This is a genomic window from Chitinophaga sancti (assembly GCF_034424315.1).
GTDB classification, from domain to species: domain Bacteria; phylum Bacteroidota; class Bacteroidia; order Chitinophagales; family Chitinophagaceae; genus Chitinophaga; species Chitinophaga sancti.
On record NZ_CP139972.1, the window covers coordinates 2595300 to 2616976 of the forward strand.

Sequence of the window (21677 nt, forward strand, 5' to 3'; positions counted from 1 at the left end):
TCCCCATGAATGTTATCGCCAATCCGGTTTATTTCTTATGTAGTCGTATCACCTGCATGCTCAGGCCATCCAGCGTGATATTCCCTTTTGTAAAATCCGTCTCAACAGTAACAGGTACGCCCCTGTCTTCTTTGAGCACCGTTACCTGTGCCTTGGGCAGCAATGCTCCCAGGGCCTTCAGGTTGATCTTCACCTTCGCATCTGTAGCACCTGCATTAATCAGCTTCACAATCACATCACCCGTCTTACTATCCTTCACCACAGATGCTGCCAGCGTAGAATCTTTCTGACGGTCGAATGTAAGCACATCGCTGATATATACATCTCCTGTATTCGCAGCGAACAATTGCTGTACATAATAATTCAGCGTTGGATACACGCCTGTATTATCAAAATAGATCAGGTCCGGGTTCCAGTTGGTATTCCCTTTCTTTGCCAGCAACGGTGCGTAGGAAGCCATATGCACAACATCGCCATTCCTTTCCAGGCTGGTCATGTAAGCGGCTTCTGAGATAGCATTGATGAATTTATTGCCTTTGGAAGCATATTCACCAATATACACTTTTGCTTTTTTCCTGTCGTACTTATCATAGCGTGCATTATTCTTCAGGAACCATTCCGGGTCATTATAATAGTGCTCATCTACAACCGGCACTTTCAGTTTGTTCACGATCTCCCATCCCTTGTCATAATCTTCACCTTCTGAGAACGGACCTGCTGTACCAATGACACTTATTTCAGGATACTTTGCTTTCACTGCATGATAGATCATGGTAAAGCGCTCCTCAAAACCGGGTGTCATTTTATCTTCATTCCCGATCCCCAGGTATTGCAGGTGGAATGGCTCGGGATGACCCGCAGCAGCACGTTTGGCCCCCCATGCAGAAGTAGCCGGACCATTTGCATATTCTACCAGGTCCAGCACATCCTGGATATAAGCCTGCATATCCTGCATCGGTATTCCTTTCTGGCCTGTGCCACCTATGGCCCAGGTACCCCCGGAATTCTGACAGCTAACTGCTGCAGCTAGGATAGGTACAGGTTTAGCACCGATGTCCTCACAAAACTGGAAGTATTCAAAATATCCCAGTCCAACTGACTGGTGATAGTTCCAGATGTTGCGCTGATCGACACGTGCTTCCAGCGGACCGATGGTATTCTTCCAGTTGTAAATATTTGCGATGCCATCTCCGTGTACAAGGCATCCGCCCGGGAAGCGCATAAAACGGGGATGCAGGTCTGCAATAGCCTGACCCAGATCAGCTCTCATCCCATTGACTCTGCCCTTGAATGTTTTCTTTGGAAAAAGAGATACCTGGTCTACCGCCAATTGGCCAATACCTTTTGCGATGATCACCAGGCAGGCACTATCATCAGTTTTATTCACTGTAATACCCGCTGCATATTGCTGCCAGTTTTTATTTGTAACATCAAAAGTGGTCTCACCGTAAATGTCACCTTTCCTGTTGCGAAGGCTCACTGTCACCGGCATTGTATTACCAGCCAGTTTAGCTGCAAACAGTGACAGATCGTATTGTTCACCTGCTTTTACAGGAATGCCGTTGAAACCATAGTTCGTAATACCCAGTCCTTCCTGTCCGGCATCCTGGATATCCAATATGATATAGTGTGTGTTGTTTTCATTAAGTGGCGACTTTGTTTCTACCGATAGTTTTCCATAAGCATATCCCCTGGGTGTATACTCCCATGCGGTCATCGGATTCCATCCCCTGTGGTCCGATCCTGTATACTCGAAAGAACGGTTCTGGATGAGTTCTGCATACAATCCCCCATCAGCAGCATAGCTGATGTCTTCAAAGAAGATCCCGAATAGGTCAGGGCTGATAGCCTTTTGTTGCTGGGCAAAGGTCGCCGTGGAATAAAGGGCGATGATAAAGGTAAATAATGGACGTTGCATATAAATTGTAGTCTACGTTCATGTTAATATACAAACCGATTTATTAAATGAGTATAAAAATCTTTAAATATCATTTTCTTTTTCCGTACCCGCACCCGAAGTAGCGCTCAATAAATTTTACCTCATCAGGAAGAATTAAAATTAATTGTCTGGCTGACAATATCTTATATCATAAAGGCTTTCCCCCTGACCGGTCTTAACGCAACCCGGAAACCCAGCAGCTGTATATAACTGCAACTGGGTTTCTCTTTTCATTCTCCTTTTACTACATTTGGTCAGCCACGTAATGATATGACTTTAATACCCGAAAGCCAACAGCATGATCAATCATTCCATGACCTCCACCTGGAATCCAACTTTGAAGCCTTCTTTAAAGCACTCTATCCCCAGCTCTGCATTTTCTGCAAGATCAAGTATAATTTAGATGCACACCTTGCCGAAGATATCGTGAATACCTCCTTCTCCAAACTCTGGGAAGCCCGGTATACACTGAACCCTCATCTCTCTGCCAGGGCTTACCTCTTTAAAATTGTTAACAACCAATGTCTTAACCTCCTCAAACACCAGAAGGTACAGGATCAGTATATCCAATCCCAACTCAATATGCACAATACACCCGCTCCTCTTCCCGATGCTGACAGCCTGGACCTGAAGCAGCTCCGCGATGCCATCGACACCGCCATCGCCGAACTCCCGGACCAGATGAGGAAAATATTTGAACTCAACCGGCACGATGGATTGAAGTATACCGAGATCGCCACCCGCCTGCACCTCTCTGTCAAAACCGTAGAAACCCAGATGAGCCGGGCACTGCTTAAACTCAGGCAAAAACTGGCAGCCTTTATCCGTTAAATATTTTTTTACTCCTTGTAGGGGTAAGATTGCTTTTAATTGTATTATACCCGAGCGCATGGAACAATCAATCAACGATGAACTTTTAACCAGGTACCTGGCCAATGAGGCAAACGCCTCAGAGTGCGCCCTCGTAGAAAGCTGGATGGCCGAAAGCGAGACGAACCGCCAGTACCTCGACACACTGCACCAGGCATGGCAACTGGCAGCTGCCCGCCCATTGCTTGAAATGGATATGGAAGAGAAATGGAGGCAGTTCAGGCACGCCAGGAAAAAAAAGGTATCAATCAAAAGACCACTGGCAATCTTTGCTGCCGCCGCTGCCATCTGCCTGCTCATTATTACCAGCTGGCAATGGCTGAACAGGCAAGTGGCAAACCGGATCAGTGAAACAAACACAGGTACTCATCCAGCACATGACAGTTTGCATTACGCTACCAACACCAGCGGAAAAGCAATGCCACTCACCCTGCCCGATGGAACCCACCTCCTGCTCGCTGATCAAAGCGCCCTCACCTGGCGGGAACCCTTCCTCTCCAGCCGCGCCATCAGCATGACGGGAAAGGCGTTCTTCCAGGTAAGCAAGAACGGACAACATCCATTCATAGTGATCAGTGGAGACATCTCTACCACAGTACTGGGAACAGACTTCGAGATCAATACCTTTCACGACATCAGCGTCAGACTATACAGTGGCAAAGTGATGATTGCCTCTTCCAACACCGGGAGGATGAAAAACAAAGTCTACCTCGCCCCCGGTCAGGAATTCATATACGGCCCACAGATCATCGTCCGCTCCTTTCTGCAGCAAGTGCCTTCCGTTACGAAAGACAGCCATCCTGCCGAAGACCCTTACATTGCCAATGGCGAAGAAAACAACTGGTATATGTTCAACAACCAGTCACTCGAAGAAGTACTGAATCAACTCGAAGCCATCTATAAAGTGAGGATCATTTATAACAAAGCAGATATAAAAAACATCTATTTCACAGCCCGGTATGAAAGAACAGAATCGCTTACTTCCATCTTAAAACGAATTGCAAAATTAAACGACCTTAAGATCACCGACAATGATAGCGTTATGATAATTAAAAAGTAAAACCCAGATACATATTTTCCACGTATAGCCCATCTTATCAGTCATACCGATTGATAACAGGGCTGTTGTTTCCTGATAAAACTACAAAAATGAAATCCAAGCAACCCTGGACCCGGGCCTCCATGATAGCCCTGATCTTTCTACCCTTATGGACCTTTGCGCAAACCCAGATGAGCGACGTAAAAGGGATTGTACACAGTGAAGATAGTCATCCCGTAATAGGCGCCACCGTTGTGATCCGCAACACGCAAAACAATTTCACAACCGGTGCCAAAACAGATACCGCGGGCATTTTCAACATGCGCGTACCCGCCGGCGGCCCTTACCTGTTTTCTATCTCCAGCATCGGTTTTGAACCAAAGACCTATTCCGGGTATGCACTCAGAGCCGGTACTACTTTCAACCTGGATGTATCGCTGAAAGCAGCCGTTGGTTCACTGGACCAGGTAGTGGTAGTTGGGTATGGCACCCAGCGCAAATCCAATCTCACCGGTGCAGTAGCCTCTCTCAATACAGAGAACCTGCAACAACGCCCGGTTACCCGCGTAGACCAGGCCCTGATTGGCCAGATGGCGGGTGTCGCTGTAAAACAAACCACGGGTACCCCCGGCAAAGCCTTTAGTGTACAGGTAAGAGGCGCAGCATCTATTTCTGCCGGTAATGAGCCCCTTTACGTTATCGATGGTTTCCCATTATCTACAGCTGCTCCCGGTTCCTCCGGCAGCTTCGGAAACGGGAACCCCATGGATAACATCAACCCCGATGATATCGAATCTATCCAGGTATTGAAAGATGCCGCCTCCTCAGCTATCTACGGTTCCAGGGGAGGTAATGGGGTAGTGCTCATCACCACAAAAAGAGGCAAAACAGGTAAAGCAGAGATCAGTTTCAATGCCAATGCAGGCTATTCCAAAGCTGTCAAAAAACTCGATGTACTCAGCGGCAAAGAATGGATAGACCGGGCCACTGAAATGATCAACCGGCAATGGATAAACTCCGGTGCAAACAGAACAGCCACACAAACCAATGCGGAAAGAAGAACACTCCTTGGCCTTCCCGCAACTGGCATCGACATCAATTACATGACTGATGACCGGTGGACACAAGCCGGTTACGGAGGTCTTAAATTCATCGACTGGCAGGATGAAGCCTTCAGACAAGCTTCGCTGCAAAACTACCAGCTATCTGCCCGGGGAGGTACCGGTGTACTGAACTATTTCCTTTCTGGTAACTATACAAAGACAGAAGGCCTGGTAAAGAAAACTGATTATACATTGTATTCCATAAGGGCGAACTTTGAAGTGAAAGCAAACGACAGGCTGAAACTTGGTTTAAATATCAACCCCTCCTACTCCATCACCAATGATCCCGGCGTGGAAGGCAAAGACAACATCCTGCATCAATTAGTTTCTGCTACCCCGGTACAATTATTCGACGCACAAAACGTAAACGTATTTACCTACGATCGCTATCCATGGGCCGTGTCCAATAACAGTCCACTGGCTAAATTGTTGAACTTTACAGGCGCCACCAAACGGTTCAGAACACTCACCAGTGTATATGGTGATTATGAAATTCTGAAAGGCCTGCATTTCAAAACAACTGTGAACCTGGACAACACAGATAATACATCCAAAACCTACCAACCGAATGCTGTGACGGTATCTTCTTATTCTACAAGACTGGCTTCGCCGAATGCCGGCACCTTTGGATCACTGACCCAATATCGCCGCCAGACATTTGTAAATGAAAATACCTTAAACTACAATCATAACTTCGGCAAGACACACGATGTATCCCTGCTGGCAGGTTTCTCCTATAACAGTGATTACCTCTATGCAAACTTGCAACGATCTTCAGGAGGATTCAACTATAGCAATATCACCACCCTGAATGGTGCCGTAGCAATCACCGGCAACAGCACAGAAACACAGAATAAACTGCTCTCTTTCTTTGGCCGGGCACAATATGCTTACAAGGGCAAATATCTTTTATCTGCCAGTTTACGCCGTGATGGTTCCTCCCGTTTTGGTAACAATACAAAATGGGCGTTATTCCCTGCTGCTTCCATCGGCTGGAATATCATGGATGAATCTTTCATGCACCACCTGACAGCACTTAGTAACCTTAAACTCCGCGTGAGTTATGGAGAGACCGGCAACTACAACATTGGTGACTACGCCAGTATTGCATTGCTGAGCGCCGCCAATGCTTCACTGAACAATACCTCTGTGGCCGGACAAACACAGGGCTCTATTGTCAACCCTGATCTGACCTGGGAAAAAAGCCAGACTATTGATGGAGGTATTGATTTCGGGTTCTTCAATAACCGCATCTCAGGCGCTATTGATTACTATAACAAGGTTACATCAAGCCTGCTCCTGAATGTACCCATCCTGGCCACCACCGGTTTTCAAACTTACCTGAGCAATGCTGGCAGGGTAAGAAACACTGGCTGGGAATTCGAACTGAATGCAAAAGTGATCAGTACAAAAGATTTCAGCTGGAGCCTGAATGGGAACCTGACCCTTACTAAGAATAAACTGGTGGCCCTCCCTAACGGACAAAAACAAATCGTCATCCCTTCCAGCCTGGGTGATGCCGCAGTGCATAGCATTCTGAAAGTAGGCGAACCGATCTACAGCATTTATGTACTGAAAAGGATCGGTGTACTGAGCCAGGAAGACATCAACAAAGGAGTACCCCTGTACACCAGTGAAACCGCCGGTGACCCCAGGTATTACGATGCCAATGGAGATGGTGTGATCAACAGCAGTGACAGGGTAATAGTTGGTAAACCAGGGCCTGACCGTATCTGGGGAATCACCAGCACATTCCAGTACCACAATTTCGATCTGGCTTGCCTGGTACAGGGTCAAAGTGGTGGCTCCATTTACTCCCTGCTGGGCAGGGCCATCAACCGGGTGGGCATGAGTTCTCTCGAAAATACACTGGGCATCATGCGTGACCGCTGGCGCTCAGCAGAGGCACCGGGTAATGGTATCACCAGCAAGGCAGTGACCAGCACCACCTACATTGCCAGTACTGACTGGTTATACTCTTCCAACTACTGGCGGGTACGCAGCATAACGCTGGGATACAACCTGGGGAAGGCGTTGAAGACAAAGCAGGTCAGTGCAGCAAGAATTTACATAACTGCAGAAAACTACTTTGGTCACGACAGGTATTATGGTGGTTTTAACCCGGAAGCAGCCAACACCGACGTCAGCGGAAGTACCAGTTTCCCTGAAGCTGGCGACTATGGCGGACTACCACTGCCCAAATCACTGATCCTTGGATTAAACATTACCTTCTAATCGCATTCCACATGAGAAACATCCTGCTATTACTGACCATATTTATCATATCATCCTGTAAGACAGATCTGGACCTGCAACCCATTTCATCTGTAACGACGGACAATTTCTTTGCGAATTCAAACGACTTTGTACAGGGGACGAACGCTATTTACAACGACCTTCTCAAATATCCTGACAGGTGTTACAACTTGTCTGAAACGCGGTCTGACAACCTGTATGCCGTATCAGATGGTGGCGTAAGAGACTGGGAAGGCGTGAATGACTTTTACAATGACCTCTCCACCAATGCGTATATGTCCGAGGCATGGGTAACGAACTACAATGGTATCTTCCGTGCAAACCTTGTTCTGCAAAACCTGGCGGAAAGAGGTAGCCTGGTTACAGATACGGTATTGCGTACACGCCTGCAGGCAGAGGCCAGGTTCCTGCGTGCATTTTTCTACTTCGACCTGGTCAGGTTGTTTGGCAAAGTGCCCCTGGTAGATAAAACCGTGCTGGCAGCAGCAGCAGCTAACATTGGCAGAAGCCCGGTATCAGACATCTACAGCCTTATCATCAGTGACCTGAAATATGCCGCCGATCATTTACCAGCCACCAATGGCACCACTTCCACTGCAGATACCTATGCTGCGGCAGACAGGGGCCGGCCTACAAAATATGCAGCCAAAGGCATCTTAGCCCTCGTTTACATGACCCGCTCCGCACCGACCTATAGCATAGACGGTCCGGGCCTTGGATTGAATGAATGGCAACAGGCAGCCGATCTGCTGAATGAGATCATCAATAGTAATAACTATGCCTTCCTCTCTTCATTCACTGATATCTTTTCTTACACCAATGAGTACAATAAAGAGGTTGTTTACAATATCGACTACACCAGTGGCGCTTCTCCCTCAGTAGGTGCTTCTTATCCCGGCATCCTGGTACCTGATACCTATTTCTCCGCCATCTCAAAGAACACACAGGGAGGGCTAACCATCCGCCCGGTATCCACTAACCTGCTGAATAGTTTCGAAACCGGCGACGTCAGGAAAGCCTTTACAATTCAAACAGGCTATACCAATACCAACGGGCAGGTAGAGACCCGCTCCTTCCTGAAAAAATATGTAGATATCACTAAGGTGCCTACAGTGACCCAGGACTGGGCCATCAACTTCATCGTGCTGCGGTATACAGATGTATTGATGCTGAAAGCAGAATGCGTCTTACACGGGGCAGCAGGCTCACAGACCGCCGATGTGGATGCAATTGTGAACAAGGTAAGAACCAGGGCCGGGCTGACAGCTAACAAGGTAAATGTGACACTGGCAGAACTGATGGAAGAGAGAAGAAAAGAATTCGCGGCAGAAGGAAGCAGGTGGCATGACCTTATAAGAAGTGGACTGATCACTTCAATCATCCCCGCCTGGATAGCTACTGAAGACGTTCAAAATAAGATTCAGCCATTTACTACCAACTACATTATTTACCCGGTACCTAAATCACAGCTGGATATAGCACCGGGGCTGTATACACAGAACAACGGCTATAACTGATCCGCGGGCAACTATTAAAAATGCGTATCACTATGATTACTGATAATATCATGGTGATACGCATTTTTTCATTTATTAACTCAAAAGATTTCAAAAATAATTTCACTTTTTTAAACGCAGCATTCATTGAAAATTCTTCCATAAAATGATTCTTTCCTTATCACAAGGCGAATAATAAAAATTTCTTTTATTGAAATATTCAAAAGGAGTTTTAATTTTTCATCGTGAAACGAACTAATCGTTCGTCCCCAGCAACCATTCAAAAAACTACTAACAAAAATATTCACCCATATTAAACTTGAATGTTTAATGACCAAGCACGTACAAATCCCAAATTATGAATCGTAAACGGTCTAAGCCAATCCATGTGGAACAGCATGGAAAGGGCATAAAAAAAGCCCAGGAAGAGCAGTATGCAAACCCCTTCGCAGAAATGTTCTGGAAGGTAAACGGTATCCCTGTTGACGCTAGGGAGATGATCTGTAAACAATGCGACTGGAGCGTTCCGACTTTCTACCGAAAGTTACGGGTAGCTACACGTCCTCCAGGTAAGGACAACAGCAGAGTGCGTGGCGTAAGCAGTGCAGAATTAACCAGCATTAAAGCAATTTATGTGCAGGTGTTTGAAGACATGTTAGCTAAATTAAAAGCAATTAATCTAAAGGATTCAAAATAATTCAACCTGTTTATTTCCACAAGCACTGCTGAAGCTTTTTACCGGGGCTGATTAAAAAATAAAATGAATGCGCTGTGATTTGCGTCAAAGCCATTTCGTCTCCATCACCCACCCGGGAGGGAGTACCCTTTTTTATCAGCCCCGGTTTATTATTTTTTCAGGTTACGGATGATCTGTTCACCTACTGCATCTGCAAAATTTACTGAATTCACTAGTATTACAACTGCGGTATTCGCAGCTGTATCGGCCAGTAAAAAGGAGCGGCAACCACCGGTACTACCGTTGTGAAACAGTAATTCATCCTGGTGCTGGTAACGGATCCAGGCCAGGCCTATTTTGGTGGTACCATCATCAAATACCGGCTGGTGCGCCAGTGCTACTGCCTGATGCAAGGGGTCCTTTCCCTGTTCCAGCTGCAGAACAGCATACCTCAGCAGGTCTTTCGCATCTGATCTGACAGCACCTGCAGCTTGCAGGCTGTTAAAATTCCAGATCTCCACAGGATTCAATCCGCTATCATAACCCTGCGCAGCTGCAGCACTTACGCTGACGCCTGTATGCGTTAATTGCAGTGGGCCGGTGATATATTTTGACAGCAAATCTGCATACTGCATTCCGTATACTCTTTCCAGCAATACACCCAGTAATCCAAATCCGAAATTACTGTATGCAAATACCTTACCCGGTGCTGTGGAGGGCGTTGCCGTTTTCAGATAGCTAAACAGGTGTGCCTGGTCATAGTGTTCATACGGCTGTTCGTTTTTAGTTATATCCAGGTTAGAAGGCAGCCTGGGAAATCCCGAGGTATGGCTGGCCAGATGCCTGAATGTAATGCCTTTTAATGCAGGATTAGCGGCCACAGAATCAGGAAGAAATGTAGTAATGGACTGATCCAGGCTTAGCTTTTTCTGGTTAACAGCCAGGGCCAGCAAGGTGCCTGTAAATGTCTTGGAGAGAGAACCTATTTCATACACAAGGCGGTTGTCAGGCAGCGTATCTGCATCCAGGCGGGGAAGGCCGTAATTGTAATAAAAATCCTGCCCCCTGTAATGTACGCCGACGCTGAGTCCTACAATACCCGATTGATTGATATAAGGTCTTATAGCAGCTTCCACAATGCTGTCGGGGTGACTTTTCAGGGGATTGTCAGAAAGTACCGGCGTTTGAGGTGCTGCTGGCTTTTTCTTCCTGGCATCTTCAAAGAAGAAGATTTCCATTTTCCCGGTAGCATCCAGCTTTGCATACACATTCAGCGGTATAATGCTGTTTACGTTGTAGGCATTGATACCATCCCGGCTACCAATAAACCGGAGGTCTTTCATTGGCACCAGCGGCTGGATATTTGTTTTGAAAGTATTCCGCCACATATCCGGCGTATATAGCTTCCTGATGCTTTCTCCCCAAAATTCGTAGGCACTGTCAGGTTGGCTATCGTTGAGTAATTGTACCACCAGGCGGCAGATACTGTCGGTTCGTTTTTCTGTGGGGCTTGTCTGGGCCAATAATGAATGGGCGAACAACAATACAAATAGGTAAAGCGGGGTGTGTCTCATATTAGTTATTAAATTAGCTGTACTAACTTAATACATTTTTGCCAAACATTAACCTACTCCCGCTGCAATTGGCGTATAACAGCAGCGGGAGTAGTTAGATGCCTGCGGCAGGCTTAGTTACAGTCAAAATGATGCACTAAAATCAGTAGACAAAGTCATCTCCTTATTGGCTGCAATACCCTCCTGCAACATTTGGATCTTATAATTGGCGAACTGTAAAGCGTCAGCTCCCATGAGTACCCGCAAGGGAGCTTCACTCATCTGGCCCAGGCGGATGATGGCTGCCGCTACTTTTTCAGGATCACCTGGCTGTGTACCGGGTACATCTTCTTTATGCTTACGGCGTTCTTCTTCCAGTGCTGTATATGCAGCTACAGGGTGTGCAGGATGTGCAATTGATCCGCTGCTCAGGAAGTTCGTACGTACATACCCGGGTTCTGCAATTGTTACGCTGATACCGAATGGCTTTACTTCCTGTGCCAGTGCCTCAGAGATTCCTTCTACGGCGAACTTGGTGCCGCAATAAATACCCCATCCCCCACCGGAGATTAACCCAAATACGGAAGACATATTGATGATATGACCGGATTGTGCCGCCCTCATATGTGGCAGAATAGCACGGGTAACGTTTAACAGCCCGAATACGTTCACATCAAAGCTGTTCCTTACCTCGGTATCAGAAGTCTCTTCAATGCCACCTATAAGGCCAAAACCTGCGTTATTTACTAAATAATCGATCGTATTAAATTGTGTGATTGCCTTACTTACGGCTTCCCCTACACTTTCTTCGCTGACAAGATCGACCTGCAGGGGCAGGAACTGGGAACTGTCTACCCCTACTGCCTGCCGGAGGGTCTCCAGCTTACGTGCAGTTGCCGCTACATTATAGCCGGCAGCCAGTAATTGTTGTACCAGGATCAGTCCAATACCCTGTGATGCACCGGTGATAAACCATGTTTTTCTTTGATTGCCCATTTGTTTTAAATTTTATGGTACAAAGGAACTAACATTGGTCCGGTGAGTACTTAATCAAACAACAGGGATACTTGTGCGTTTCAAATTTTCTCTGAATTTAGAGGGAGACACCTGTTCCTTCTTATTAAAAAGTGCGGTAAAAGCAGCCTGTTCAGAAAAGCCCAGTACATAACTGATGGCCCTGATATCCCAGTCGGTTTGCTTCAGCAATACCTTTGCTTCGTACAAGAGCCGTTCCTGGATATGCTCCCTGAGGGTTTTGCCGGTCTGGTTTTTCACCAGTGTATTCAGGTAATTGGGGTGTACATGTAATTGTTCGGCAAACTCCGTGGCTGTTTTTATTTTCACTACATCATCCGGGTGCCGTACCTGGAAAGTGGCTTCCAGCAAAGACAGGAATCCATAAATATAACGATAGCTCTCAGGCACAGCTTCGTCGGCCAGGTTTTTCCCGGCACGCTGTGCCGCAAGCAGTATAAGTTGTAAATGCAGGAAGATGGCTTGTTGTTTATCTTCATTGTTTCCTTCCTCTTCTTCCAGGATCGCTTTGAAATATTGGTCTGTTTTCTCAGACTGCGCGGGCGTTAATTGTACCACAGCTTTCGCAGGCTGGAAATAAGCATAGTTTCTGAATAACTGTAGCAGGTGACTGGCACCCTGAAAATAGTCCGGGTGGATCAGGCAAAAATGACCTTCTGTTTCAGCAGATGTGGTTTGCCACGACATGATCTCATCCGGGTGCAAAAATGAAATGTCGCCCGGGTTCATGAAATATTGATGCAAGCCTACAGTCAATATGCCTGTACCTGCTGTAATATGAAATATTTTGTAAAACTGCCTGCGGTTGGGAGAAATGTAATCCTTCACCGGCGTCGTTTTCCGGTCTTTGATGATAAAGAGGCCTGCATCTACCGGGTAATTTTCAACATGCAGGAATGGCTCCCTGAAATTTACCTCTGTGAAGGCCCTCAACGCTAAGCGAGGAATATTGTTTCTTCCCATATAGACAAAGCTAGCGGATTATTGGTTCTTCCCATAAAGATAAAGGTACCGGTTACAAACTGTACTCATCTCCCAAACGGAAATAAAAAGCATCGTTTTCCTTCTCTTTCGTCAATCGGTTAAATTCTGCTGCTGCCGTTCCTGCATCCCGGAATATTTTTTCCATGGTAATACCTGGTGTGCCTTTTTGTCCTGATCTTGTTCTCACGATCCTGTCCTCCAACCTGATCTCAAAAAAGCAGGCTCCATTTTCGTCCTGAAATTCAAAATATTGCATCATTTTTACCCCCGTGATTTTATCTTCTTATATTATATTTATACCCGCTTGTGTGTCCTCAAAAATAGTCATAGCGGGCAGCGAAAATGAAAATCTGGTATCTACAAATGCTCTACATGGGCTAAAATATGCCAACTACAAACACCCTACAAAAACACATATGTCGCAGTTAATCAATAAGATAACCATATTCTTCATTGTTTTCATCCTATTGGTGGCGTCGTGTGCCGCCCGCACACCTGCCGATTCTCTTAGCGCTGTACTAGCTCAAAAAAATATTACACCCGGGCAAAAAGTGATGACGCTTAGTCTCCTTGCCAGGGCCAAATCCATTACAGAAAATAAGACTGCGATAGCAATCGGACTACAGGCAGTGGCCCTCAGCCGTGGCCTTTCGGATGCACAATACACTTCCATAGCTTATGCCACATTGGCACAGATTTATATCCAGGCAAATGATCTTACCCGGTCTGCAGCAGTGGTAGATAGTGCAGTTTACTACGCCGAAAAAACAGGTAGTCAGCTGGCAAAAGGGATCGCCTGGTATCGCAAATGCTGGATGGAAAATATCAAAGGGGATGAAAAAAACGCCCTGCTGAGTGGGCAACAGGCATTAAAATACCTGGAGAAAGCAAGGTCTCCCTATTATGCATCAGCCGTATATTATGTGATGGCCAGCATCTATGCAAACCAGGAAGATGGCCCCCTGCATAAAAAATATGGACAGCTATCGCTGCAGGCGGCATTGGTGGATATGGACTACGATAACATCCTCGTTGCCTATCAGACACTGGGCACCTACTGGCAATACTATCACATGGCGCATACCAGCGACAAGGCAGCGCTCGACTCAGCAATTTATTATAACAGCCTGTCGATTGCTACTTATTTAAATAATAAGGACCGCATCATCTTTCATAGCACAGTGGCGATCACGGCCCTGAACCTGGCAGACATCTATGCACAAAATTTTCCCGCCTCCTACAGGGATACAGTATTTAAATACCTGGACATTGCCCGGAAAATCGGTGTTGAAACCCATCATATGGAGGTTGTTTCCAATTGCTATGGTATGCAGAGCGATTATGAAGCCGCTGCCGGCCACTATGATAAGGCCGAAGAACTATTGCAGAAAGGGCTGGCTATAATAAATGCAGATAGTTCGAATACACTGGCGACCAAAATACAATTCATGTCTGCCCTGGCTGCACTGGCAGAGAAACGGGGCAATTATAAAGATGCACTGCAATACCAGCAGCAATTCTCCGCCTTGTATAAGCAACTTTATAACGAAGAAAAACTGAATATTACCAAAGAACTGGAGGCAAAGTACCAGGCAGAGAAAACAGCCACCGCCCTCCGGAACCTGGAACAGACAGCCAGTTTGCACAAGACGCTGGGCTATCTTTATATAGGCCTGGCACTGGCCTTACTCACGGCAGCCATCTTCCTTTTCCGTTCCTATCATTTCCGCCTGAAACAACTGGGCATGGAAACCCGCCTGAAAGATGAAGAAGCCATGCGCCTCATTGCAGAGCAACAATTAATGCAGGAGAGACAGGAACGGCTACAGAAAGACCTGCTGGCAGGTACACTACAGGTAGAACAGAAAAATGCCCTTGTACAGACCTTACAAAAAAAGATCGCGGAACATACCAACAATAAATCCGTCCTTACACAGATCAACAGGATCATCGATCACGATAAAAGACTGGATGAATCGCTGGCAGAAGACAAAGCGGATTTTGAAAACGTGAACCCCGAAGTGTTTGATAAATTAAAAGAACGATCTGACAATTCACTTTCCAGGCTTGACCTGAAACACTGTGCTTATATCTATATAGGTTTAACCAACAAAGAAGTCTCCCAGCGACTGGGTATTGCGCCTAAGAGTATCCTGATGGCCCGTTACAGGATCAAATTAAAACTGGGTCTGGGCAAGGACGAGGAACTGGATACATATATCCGTTCACTTTAGGAGGGGCAAGGGAGCGTGTAAAACTTTTGCCTGGGGCTGAATAAAAGGTTCCCCCCTCCCGGGTGGGTGATGGAGCCGAAAAGGCTTTTATGCAATTATCAGCGCCTTCATTTTACCTTTTAGTCAACCACAGTACAAGCTGCCATTAACAGCAACAGTGGGAAGGTGATCTCTTTTATGTTAATCAGTTTGTTTAACACCAAATCAGATCATGTTCCCACTGCTGCGTCAGGCGATTTATCAGGGTCAGGGATGCATCTGCAAAACCAGGTACTATGCCTGCAACCTGATTTTATTATTCCCGGCTTTGATTGGATAGGCTTTCCCTTTCCAGATGAAATTTCCGGATGAATTAGCAGGCAATTGCAGCTCCATATTCCATTGGCCACCTTTGAATTCGTAATTAACACTGATCTTGCCAAAAGGATGCGGCATTTCACCACTTACATTTTTCAGACTACCCAGGTGTGGCTCAATTTTTATTTTACTGAAACCGGGTGCATCACTGTCTATACCTAATACAGTTCTGAAAAATTCGATATTAGGACTACTCCCCCATGCATGGCAGTCAGACCGGGAATAACCTACATCAGAATACTCTGCCCAGGTAGTCAGGCCCATGGCAATGTTCTCTTTCCAGATGCCCAGCCAGTTGTAATAATCATCTCCGAGGCCGGCTTGTACCAGTGCCTGGTGGAGATAGTATTTAAAATAGATAGAACATTGGGTGAGGGTATTATCGGCCAGGAGTTTTTTTCCAAGCGCAGGCATAGCTGCTTTACTTACCAGGCCTGTAAGGATGGCGAGAGAATTTGCGTGTTGGGAGAAGTGGTCCTTCTCCTTTGTATCTGCGAATAAACCTTTGCCGGCATCCCAGTATTTTAGTTTAATCGTATTCGTGAGTTGCGCAATTTTTTGTGTATATAAGGGAGAGGGATCCATTTGTGCAGCCCATTGATACGCCCATAATAATTGCAGATCTACGATCGCAGAACTGCCATCGCTCCCTTTGGGAGGCGCACCTCCATTCCAGTCCTTGCCGGAGGCCCAGTCTACGAAATTCCAGTAGGGTGTATTGGCAAGGGAGCCATCTGGCAATTGGTATTTAGCAAAGAAGGCCAGGATGCCTCTCATGCCCGGCAGTTTATTTTTTATGAAATCATTGTCATGCCTGTACATGTAGTAATCATGCAACATCCCGATATACCATAGGGAGAAAGTAGAAATCACCTGTGTGGTATGTGTGGGATAACGGCTGAGGGTCACGCCTTCGGGTAAACGGGATTGATCCATCAGGTCGAGGGCATGACGGGCCAGTCTGTCATCACCACTATAATAATAGGACACCATGGCCTGGATACGGGTATCACCGATGTATTGCAACTGCTCGTAGAATGGGCAATCCATATAGGTTTCGAAGGCATTCAGCCTGGCAGTACGCCAGCCGATGTCGAGTATTTTTGGAATGGTGGTATCAGCAGATTTAAAAATTGCGGTCTGCTTAAACGGATACCCGGTGAAAGTGCCATAAAGACTATCGATCACTAAAGGCGCATCTTTGGTATGTACTGCCAGCTTTATATACCTGAAAGTACGGAAATTGAAGGGAGTGAATGTTTGATCCTGCAGGCCATTACTTGTAAGACTGTCTTTCACACCAAAAAAGTCTTTCCCCTCCACATCGTTTCTATTGCTTTTGTGGGAGCCATAAGGTTCCTGGTGGTCATACAAGGCTTCTGCATAACTGAGAGAAAGCCCGGCATCTTTACCACCACTGAAATGAATGGTGGGGAATGCGTTGGTTTCGTAGGTCTGATCGAGTAATATTGTAGCCGTGGTATTAGCAGGAATGGTAGCAGGCAGCGAAGAACCTTTACGTATCACTGTGATAGGCTGGTAGGTAAGTTCCCTGGCTGGAATAGTGCTGGGTACCAGCATGTAACCAAAACCATCGCCAGCACCTTTCAGATTGCCCTGGAACAGGCTACCTGCCGGAGGCCAGGCACTGTCATCAAAATCCTTTGCCTGCCAGTTGGAAATCGTCTTATTCATATCCACGATCTCACCGTTAGTAGCGGCAAAGAAACCCCATAAAGGTGAGAAGGCTTTGTCCTGCACACATTTCCAGGAATCGTTGGTATTCAGGATGTCTTCTGCAGGGGTATGTCCCTGGATAATGAATGCGGTTCGCAGGGTCATTTGCCATTCCGGGCGGAACTCTGCTTCGTTCCACACGATGGCCGCTACGCTGTTCCTGCCTTTGACCAGGTAGGGCGCCAGGTCGATCGTTTCATAATTCCAGTTGTAAAAATCCCCTTTGGCAGGGCCGATATTTACGAGTTGCCCGTTGATGTACAATTTATACCGGTTATCGGCAGAGGCATGAATGATGAAGCTCCCTGGTTTTTCAGGCAGGTCTATCGCCTTTCTGAAATAATAAACCCCATAACTTTTACCATTGTCGAATGGTGCCTTCAGGCCGATCCACTGGGCATTCCAGGGGCGGTTATCCTGACTGAAACAAAGATTACTGCATAATACAGTAAAGGAGAATAAGGTATAAAGAAGCTTCATAACGTGAATTTTGCTAAACCAATTTAGCAATAATAAATTTAATGAGTGTCCTAGTCTATCACAGGCTTTGCAGGAATTTCAGCGCTTTGCGGCCTGGAAGGTTGCTGGAAGTGGATTTGGTTGGGATGAATTAATTCAAAAAGGATTGGACTACCCTTATTTTTCCAATTTGGACTAGTAAAATGCAGTTCGATTTAAGTATTTTTACCGATTCAACCTGAAACAAGGCGACATGGATAAAGCTACAACTGTAAAAGCCGTTTTTTTTGATATTGATGGTACACTTTTTAGTGCTAAAACGAAGTCCATACCGGCTTCGACGATACGTGCGCTGGAGTACCTTCGGGAACGTGGAATCAGGGTCTTTATTGCTACAGGTCGCTCCATCAATGCCATCAGTCATGTGCAGCACCTGAATTTTGATGGCTATATTACATTTAATGGCGGGTGTTGTGTTGCTAAGGATAATAGCGTGTTATTCAAACAGGCACTGGATCCCCAGGATATTCAGCAATTATTGCACTATACCAGCCATCAGCCTCTGAATTTCTCACTAATGTACGAGGACTGCCATTTTGTAAACCAGGCAACGCCGGAGATCATCGCCATGTATGCTTACCTGAACCTTCCTGTACCGCCGCTTGTAGACAGAACGAACCCGGATGTTTGCAATATTTTGCAGGCGAATATCTTACTGAAACAGGAAGATGAGCTGGAATTCATGCATAACATTATGCCCAATAGCATTGCTACCCGCTGGGCACCCCATTCTGCCGATATTAATCCGAAAGGGATCAGTAAAAAAGTAGGGGTAGAAGTATTCTGCGAACATTTTGGGTTTCATATATCGGAGACCATGTCTTTCGGAGATGGTGGAAATGATATTGAAATGCTGAGGCATACCGCCATTGGTGTGGCCATGGGTAATGCGACAGCCGATGTAAAAGCGGTAGCAGATTATGTAACGGATGACATTGATAATGATGGCATCTGGAAAGCACTGCTGTATTTTAAAATTTAGCCTTCTATGTTGCAGGCGGACTTGCCATTTTTGTTTTAAAAATTTTATTGAAAGGCCCTTTTGACAGTTTGCCTGTATTACTTCTACCTTATCCATCCCTGCGGGCAACATCCGTTTGCCCGGTTAATCTGCCAGTTTATTAAATAGCGATGGGCGTTTCGCGCAGCCAGTTCCTAAACGGGATGTCGGTTATCCGTGTGTCGGCGTCAGTAAGGGGGGCCTTATTGGCAACCCGGTGACTGGCTTAGTCGGGCTCAGCCAGTTCCTTACCGGGATGTCGGTTACCCGTGTACCGGCGTCAGTAAGGGGGATACCTTATTGGCAACCCGGTGACTGGCTTAGTCGGGCGCAGCCAGTTCCTTAACGGGATGTTGGTTATCCGTGTGTCGGCGTCAGTAAGGGGGATACCTTATTGGCAACCCGGTGGTTCGCTTAGTGCGGCTCAGCCAGTTCCCTACCGGGATGTCGGTTATCTATGTGTCCCAGTAAGGAGAACCCTATTAGCAACACGATGGTTCGCTTCGTGGGGGTCAACTCGGCCAGTTCCTGAACATAGGCCGAACCTTATGGCAACGGTTCATTAATACGGTACTAAAAGATCATGATAAGGTCACTTGTATATCGATTGGATATTGAGGTGATATTAAGGTGACCTTATAGTAAACCGATAATGCCGTTATCCCTCTATGTTCGGGCCCTCGCTTTACCCTGTTATTTAGGTACATTATTAACGTATCCCGGCTCCTCCGCAGGTATCCCGGATTGGTCTGTTTTTGTGAAAGAGCAAAAACAAACCTTTATATATTCCTGATTTTCAACACAAAGTGCACTTTTTATGAAAATCAAGCAATCCTTTACGAAAAGGACCTCCTGCTCCTTCAGTTAGAATGAGATTCCGGAAGTAAATGTGAAAGATGGTGCTGTTTAGTACCTGCTAACCGGGATGGTGTTTCTGAGCCGTTCAGGCAAGTTATTTGAGCTACGGGGAGTATATTTATACCTCATAAGCACCTAGCTTTGTATATTATGAAGGATCCGACCGAAATACTTACAGGAGTCATCTTTTACTCCCATCTCACATCCAAACGGAAAGAGGTGGCCGCATTCATGGCGCATAACACACTGATCCTGATGGTGGAGGGGCAATTATCAATTGAGACGGCAGGCGGGAAAACGATCCTGCAAAAGGGTGATATAATGCTTGTGGGGAAGAATCAGCTGGCTACATTGACGAAAATACCATCAGCGGAAGGAAACTATGAAACCATTGTAATCGTATTACAGGAGGACCTGCTCAGAACGATTGCCCTGGAAGAAAAAATAGAGGTCAGGGAGCCATATACCGGTTCCCCCTTTGTGCTCATTCCACCGAATGATTTTATGCAGGGGTATTTTCAGTCAGTGCTCCCTTATGTGCGCCATCCGGATAAAAAGATCAGAGCCAGCATGGGGATGCTGAAAGTAAGAGAAGGAGTTACCTTGTTGCTATATGCTATGCCTTCTTTGAATAGTTTATTGTTCGACTTTTCAGCGCCTTATAAAATAGACCTTAAAAAGTTCATGTTAAGCCATTATCACTTCAATTTACCGGTTGAGAAATTTGCGCAGCTGACAGGGAGAAGTCTGGCGGCATTTAAGCGGGATTTCAAAAAGGTATTTGACGCGGCACCGAGACAATGGCTGCTGGAAAAGCGATTGGTGGAAGCCCGGCACCTGATAGAAAAGAAAAATAAAAAGCCATCAGCGATCTATCTTGATTTAGGATTTGAAAGCCTGTCTCATTTTTCGCGCACGTTTAAGAAGATGTTTGGAAAGGTACCTTCGGCATGCATTCCCGCTTTGTAACCAGTTCCCTGGAGGTAAGTACCTTTTGTTATGCATTGAAACACAGCGCTTCTATCACATCGAGTACCCCAGCTTCATTGTTACCTTTCTCTGTTATGAAGTTCGCCGCCTCAATGATGGCAGGATGCGCATTCTTCATGGCATAGCTATATTTTGCATGCTTCATCATTTCATAGTCATTCAGATAATCGCCAAAGGCCAGTGTTTCATCAGCAGTGATCTGGTTCACTTCCTGTATCACCTTCAGGGCTTCTCCTTTATTGGCATCCCTGCGGGTTACATCTACCCAGAATGCTCCTCCGAGGGTCACCTTCAGCCTGTCGGCAAATGACTGGTAGTGCGGGTAGGCGTGCTGTTCAGCACCTGCCAGGTCGAGTACGGACATCTTCAGCACCGGATCATTCAGCCTGGTCAGATCTTCTACTATTTTGATGTTTTTCTGGAATACCAGCACCCTGTCCAGCAGCACCTGGGCTTCACTTTCCAGGTACCAGCAATCTTTACCACAGAGTACGGGAAAGGTATTTTCAATGGCACGGGAGGTTTTCACCAATGCGTCTATTTCTTCGTGGGGTAATGGCTTGGACATGATTTCTCTTTTATCATACATGATAAAACTGCCATTGTCCGAAATGGCATATACATGTCCCATTAAAGGTTTGAAATTTTCAGTAATGCTGAAATGTGGTCTTCCGGTGGCAATGCCCAGCTTTACTCCTTTTTTTAACAGTCGGGTGGCAATATCCCAAAAACGCTCCGGTACCTGGTGCTGATCATTCAGCAATGTACCATCGAGGTCGGTTACTACTAATTTAATCATACTGCAAATTTACTATCTATTATTTATCTCTTCCGGAATTCTGTTAAGTTCTTCGTCGCTTTCTGCTCATGTGCACGCCTGATTGATATTATCAGGGCAGTTTCCGGTCTGTTTTTATCCTTCTATACAAAGGGCCATTTTATCAAATAATATTAAATGTCAATTTTACACCAATTTTTCTGCAATGGGTATTTTTAATGTGGCTGTTTTGTATATTTACGTCAATGACAGC

Annotated in this window: 15 protein-coding genes; 8 read left to right on the forward strand and 7 right to left on the reverse strand. The window is 46.0% G+C overall.

Features of this window, described 5'->3' with window-relative positions; translation table 11 throughout:
• Positions 1-28: 28 nt before the first annotated feature.
• A complete protein-coding gene (locus U0033_RS09765; protein WP_072356919.1) occupies positions 29-1918 on the reverse strand; it encodes an alpha-L-arabinofuranosidase C-terminal domain-containing protein in 1890 nt (629 codons plus the stop codon).
• Between the two features lie 291 nt (positions 1919-2209).
• On the opposite strand from U0033_RS09765, the gene U0033_RS09770 reads away from it, so the two are divergent.
• The 5 genes from U0033_RS09770 to U0033_RS09790 all read left to right on the forward strand — a co-directional run bounded on the left by U0033_RS09770 (position 2210) and on the right by U0033_RS09790 (position 9400).
• Positions 2210-2770, forward strand: a complete 561-nt coding sequence (locus U0033_RS09770; protein ID WP_083571310.1) for an RNA polymerase sigma-70 factor — start codon at positions 2210-2212, stop codon at positions 2768-2770.
• A gap of 58 nt (positions 2771-2828) precedes the next feature.
• The gene (locus U0033_RS09775) at positions 2829-3869 is read left to right on the forward strand and encodes a FecR family protein (protein ID WP_072356918.1); all 1041 of its coding nucleotides are present in this window, start codon (positions 2829-2831) and stop codon (positions 3867-3869) included.
• An 89-nt stretch (positions 3870-3958) separates the two neighbouring features.
• Positions 3959-7186, forward strand: coding sequence for a SusC/RagA family TonB-linked outer membrane protein (locus U0033_RS09780; protein WP_072357080.1), 3228 nt, complete (start codon positions 3959-3961; stop codon positions 7184-7186).
• An 11-nt stretch (positions 7187-7197) separates the two neighbouring features.
• Positions 7198-8724 carry a RagB/SusD family nutrient uptake outer membrane protein gene (locus U0033_RS09785; protein WP_072356917.1) on the forward strand — a complete coding sequence of 509 codons (1527 nt, stop codon included), beginning with the start codon at positions 7198-7200 and terminating at the stop codon, positions 8722-8724.
• A 337-nt stretch (positions 8725-9061) separates the two neighbouring features.
• Positions 9062-9400 carry a hypothetical protein gene (locus U0033_RS09790; RefSeq protein ID WP_072356916.1) on the forward strand — a complete coding sequence of 113 codons (339 nt, stop codon included), beginning with the start codon at positions 9062-9064 and terminating at the stop codon, positions 9398-9400.
• A 149-nt stretch (positions 9401-9549) separates the two neighbouring features.
• Here the strand turns inward: U0033_RS09790 and U0033_RS09795 are convergent, their stop codons facing one another.
• The 4 genes from U0033_RS09795 to U0033_RS09810 form a co-directional block, all read right to left on the reverse strand.
• Positions 9550-10953 carry a serine hydrolase domain-containing protein gene (locus U0033_RS09795; RefSeq protein WP_083571309.1) on the reverse strand — a complete coding sequence of 468 codons (1404 nt, stop codon included), beginning with the start codon at positions 10951-10953 and terminating at the stop codon, positions 9550-9552.
• A 123-nt stretch (positions 10954-11076) separates the two neighbouring features.
• Complete coding sequence (locus U0033_RS09800; RefSeq protein ID WP_072356914.1) at positions 11077-11928, reverse strand: SDR family NAD(P)-dependent oxidoreductase; 852 nt, start codon at positions 11926-11928, stop codon at positions 11077-11079.
• A 54-nt stretch (positions 11929-11982) separates the two neighbouring features.
• On the reverse strand, positions 11983-12930 hold the full coding sequence (locus U0033_RS09805; protein WP_072356913.1) for an AraC family transcriptional regulator: 948 nt from the start codon (positions 12928-12930) through the stop codon (positions 11983-11985).
• Positions 12931-12982: 52 nt separating this feature from the next.
• Complete coding sequence (locus U0033_RS09810; RefSeq protein WP_072356912.1) at positions 12983-13210, reverse strand: WGR domain-containing protein; 228 nt, start codon at positions 13208-13210, stop codon at positions 12983-12985.
• A gap of 157 nt (positions 13211-13367) precedes the next feature.
• On the opposite strand from U0033_RS09810, the gene U0033_RS09815 reads away from it, so the two are divergent.
• Positions 13368-15185, forward strand: coding sequence for a helix-turn-helix transcriptional regulator (locus U0033_RS09815; RefSeq protein WP_143150587.1), 1818 nt, complete (start codon positions 13368-13370; stop codon positions 15183-15185).
• A gap of 273 nt (positions 15186-15458) precedes the next feature.
• Here U0033_RS09815 and U0033_RS09820 read toward each other — a convergent pair whose 3' ends face one another.
• A complete protein-coding gene (locus tag U0033_RS09820) occupies positions 15459-17759 on the reverse strand; it encodes an alpha-L-rhamnosidase-related protein (protein WP_072356910.1) in 2301 nt (766 codons plus the stop codon).
• A 232-nt stretch (positions 17760-17991) separates the two neighbouring features.
• Here U0033_RS09820 and U0033_RS09825 point away from each other — a divergent pair, with 232 nt between their 5' ends.
• Together U0033_RS09825 and U0033_RS09830 are read left to right on the forward strand one after the other, a co-directional pair.
• Complete coding sequence (locus U0033_RS09825; RefSeq protein ID WP_072356909.1) at positions 17992-18780, forward strand: Cof-type HAD-IIB family hydrolase; 789 nt, start codon at positions 17992-17994, stop codon at positions 18778-18780.
• A gap of 1026 nt (positions 18781-19806) precedes the next feature.
• Positions 19807-20625 (forward strand): AraC family transcriptional regulator, encoded by an 819-nt coding sequence (locus tag U0033_RS09830; protein WP_072356908.1) that lies wholly within the window; start codon positions 19807-19809, stop codon positions 20623-20625.
• A gap of 28 nt (positions 20626-20653) precedes the next feature.
• Here the strand turns inward: U0033_RS09830 and U0033_RS09835 are convergent, their stop codons facing one another.
• Entirely contained in the window at positions 20654-21445 is a 792-nt protein-coding gene (locus U0033_RS09835; protein ID WP_072356907.1) for an HAD family hydrolase, read from the reverse strand.
• Positions 21446-21677: the final 232 nt, after the last annotated feature.

Bases quoted from the DNA above. Each gene is read 5' to 3' on its own strand.
- U0033_RS09790 (WP_072356916.1), top strand. From the start codon at position 9,062: ATGAATCGTAAACGGTCTAAGCCAATCCATGTGGAACAGCATGGAAAG.
- U0033_RS09810 (WP_072356912.1), bottom strand. From the start codon at position 13,210: ATGATGCAATATTTTGAATTTCAGGACGAAAATGGAGCCTGCTTTTTT.
- U0033_RS09795 (WP_083571309.1), bottom strand. From the start codon at position 10,953: ATGAGACACACCCCGCTTTACCTATTTGTATTGTTGTTCGCCCATTCA.
- U0033_RS09770 (WP_083571310.1), top strand. From the start codon at position 2,210: ATGACTTTAATACCCGAAAGCCAACAGCATGATCAATCATTCCATGAC.
- U0033_RS09775 (WP_072356918.1), top strand. From the start codon at position 2,829: ATGGAACAATCAATCAACGATGAACTTTTAACCAGGTACCTGGCCAAT.
- U0033_RS09835 (WP_072356907.1), bottom strand. From the start codon at position 21,445: ATGATTAAATTAGTAGTAACCGACCTCGATGGTACATTGCTGAATGAT.
- U0033_RS09800 (WP_072356914.1), bottom strand. From the start codon at position 11,928: ATGGGCAATCAAAGAAAAACATGGTTTATCACCGGTGCATCACAGGGT.
- U0033_RS09820 (WP_072356910.1), bottom strand. From the start codon at position 17,759: ATGAAGCTTCTTTATACCTTATTCTCCTTTACTGTATTATGCAGTAAT.
- U0033_RS09765 (WP_072356919.1), bottom strand. From the start codon at position 1,918: ATGCAACGTCCATTATTTACCTTTATCATCGCCCTTTATTCCACGGCG.
- U0033_RS09780 (WP_072357080.1), top strand. From the start codon at position 3,959: ATGAAATCCAAGCAACCCTGGACCCGGGCCTCCATGATAGCCCTGATC.
- U0033_RS09825 (WP_072356909.1), top strand. From the start codon at position 17,992: ATGGATAAAGCTACAACTGTAAAAGCCGTTTTTTTTGATATTGATGGT.
- U0033_RS09830 (WP_072356908.1), top strand. From the start codon at position 19,807: ATGAAGGATCCGACCGAAATACTTACAGGAGTCATCTTTTACTCCCAT.
- U0033_RS09815 (WP_143150587.1), top strand. From the start codon at position 13,368: ATGTCGCAGTTAATCAATAAGATAACCATATTCTTCATTGTTTTCATC.
- U0033_RS09805 (WP_072356913.1), bottom strand. From the start codon at position 12,930: ATGGGAAGAAACAATATTCCTCGCTTAGCGTTGAGGGCCTTCACAGAG.
- U0033_RS09785 (WP_072356917.1), top strand. From the start codon at position 7,198: ATGAGAAACATCCTGCTATTACTGACCATATTTATCATATCATCCTGT.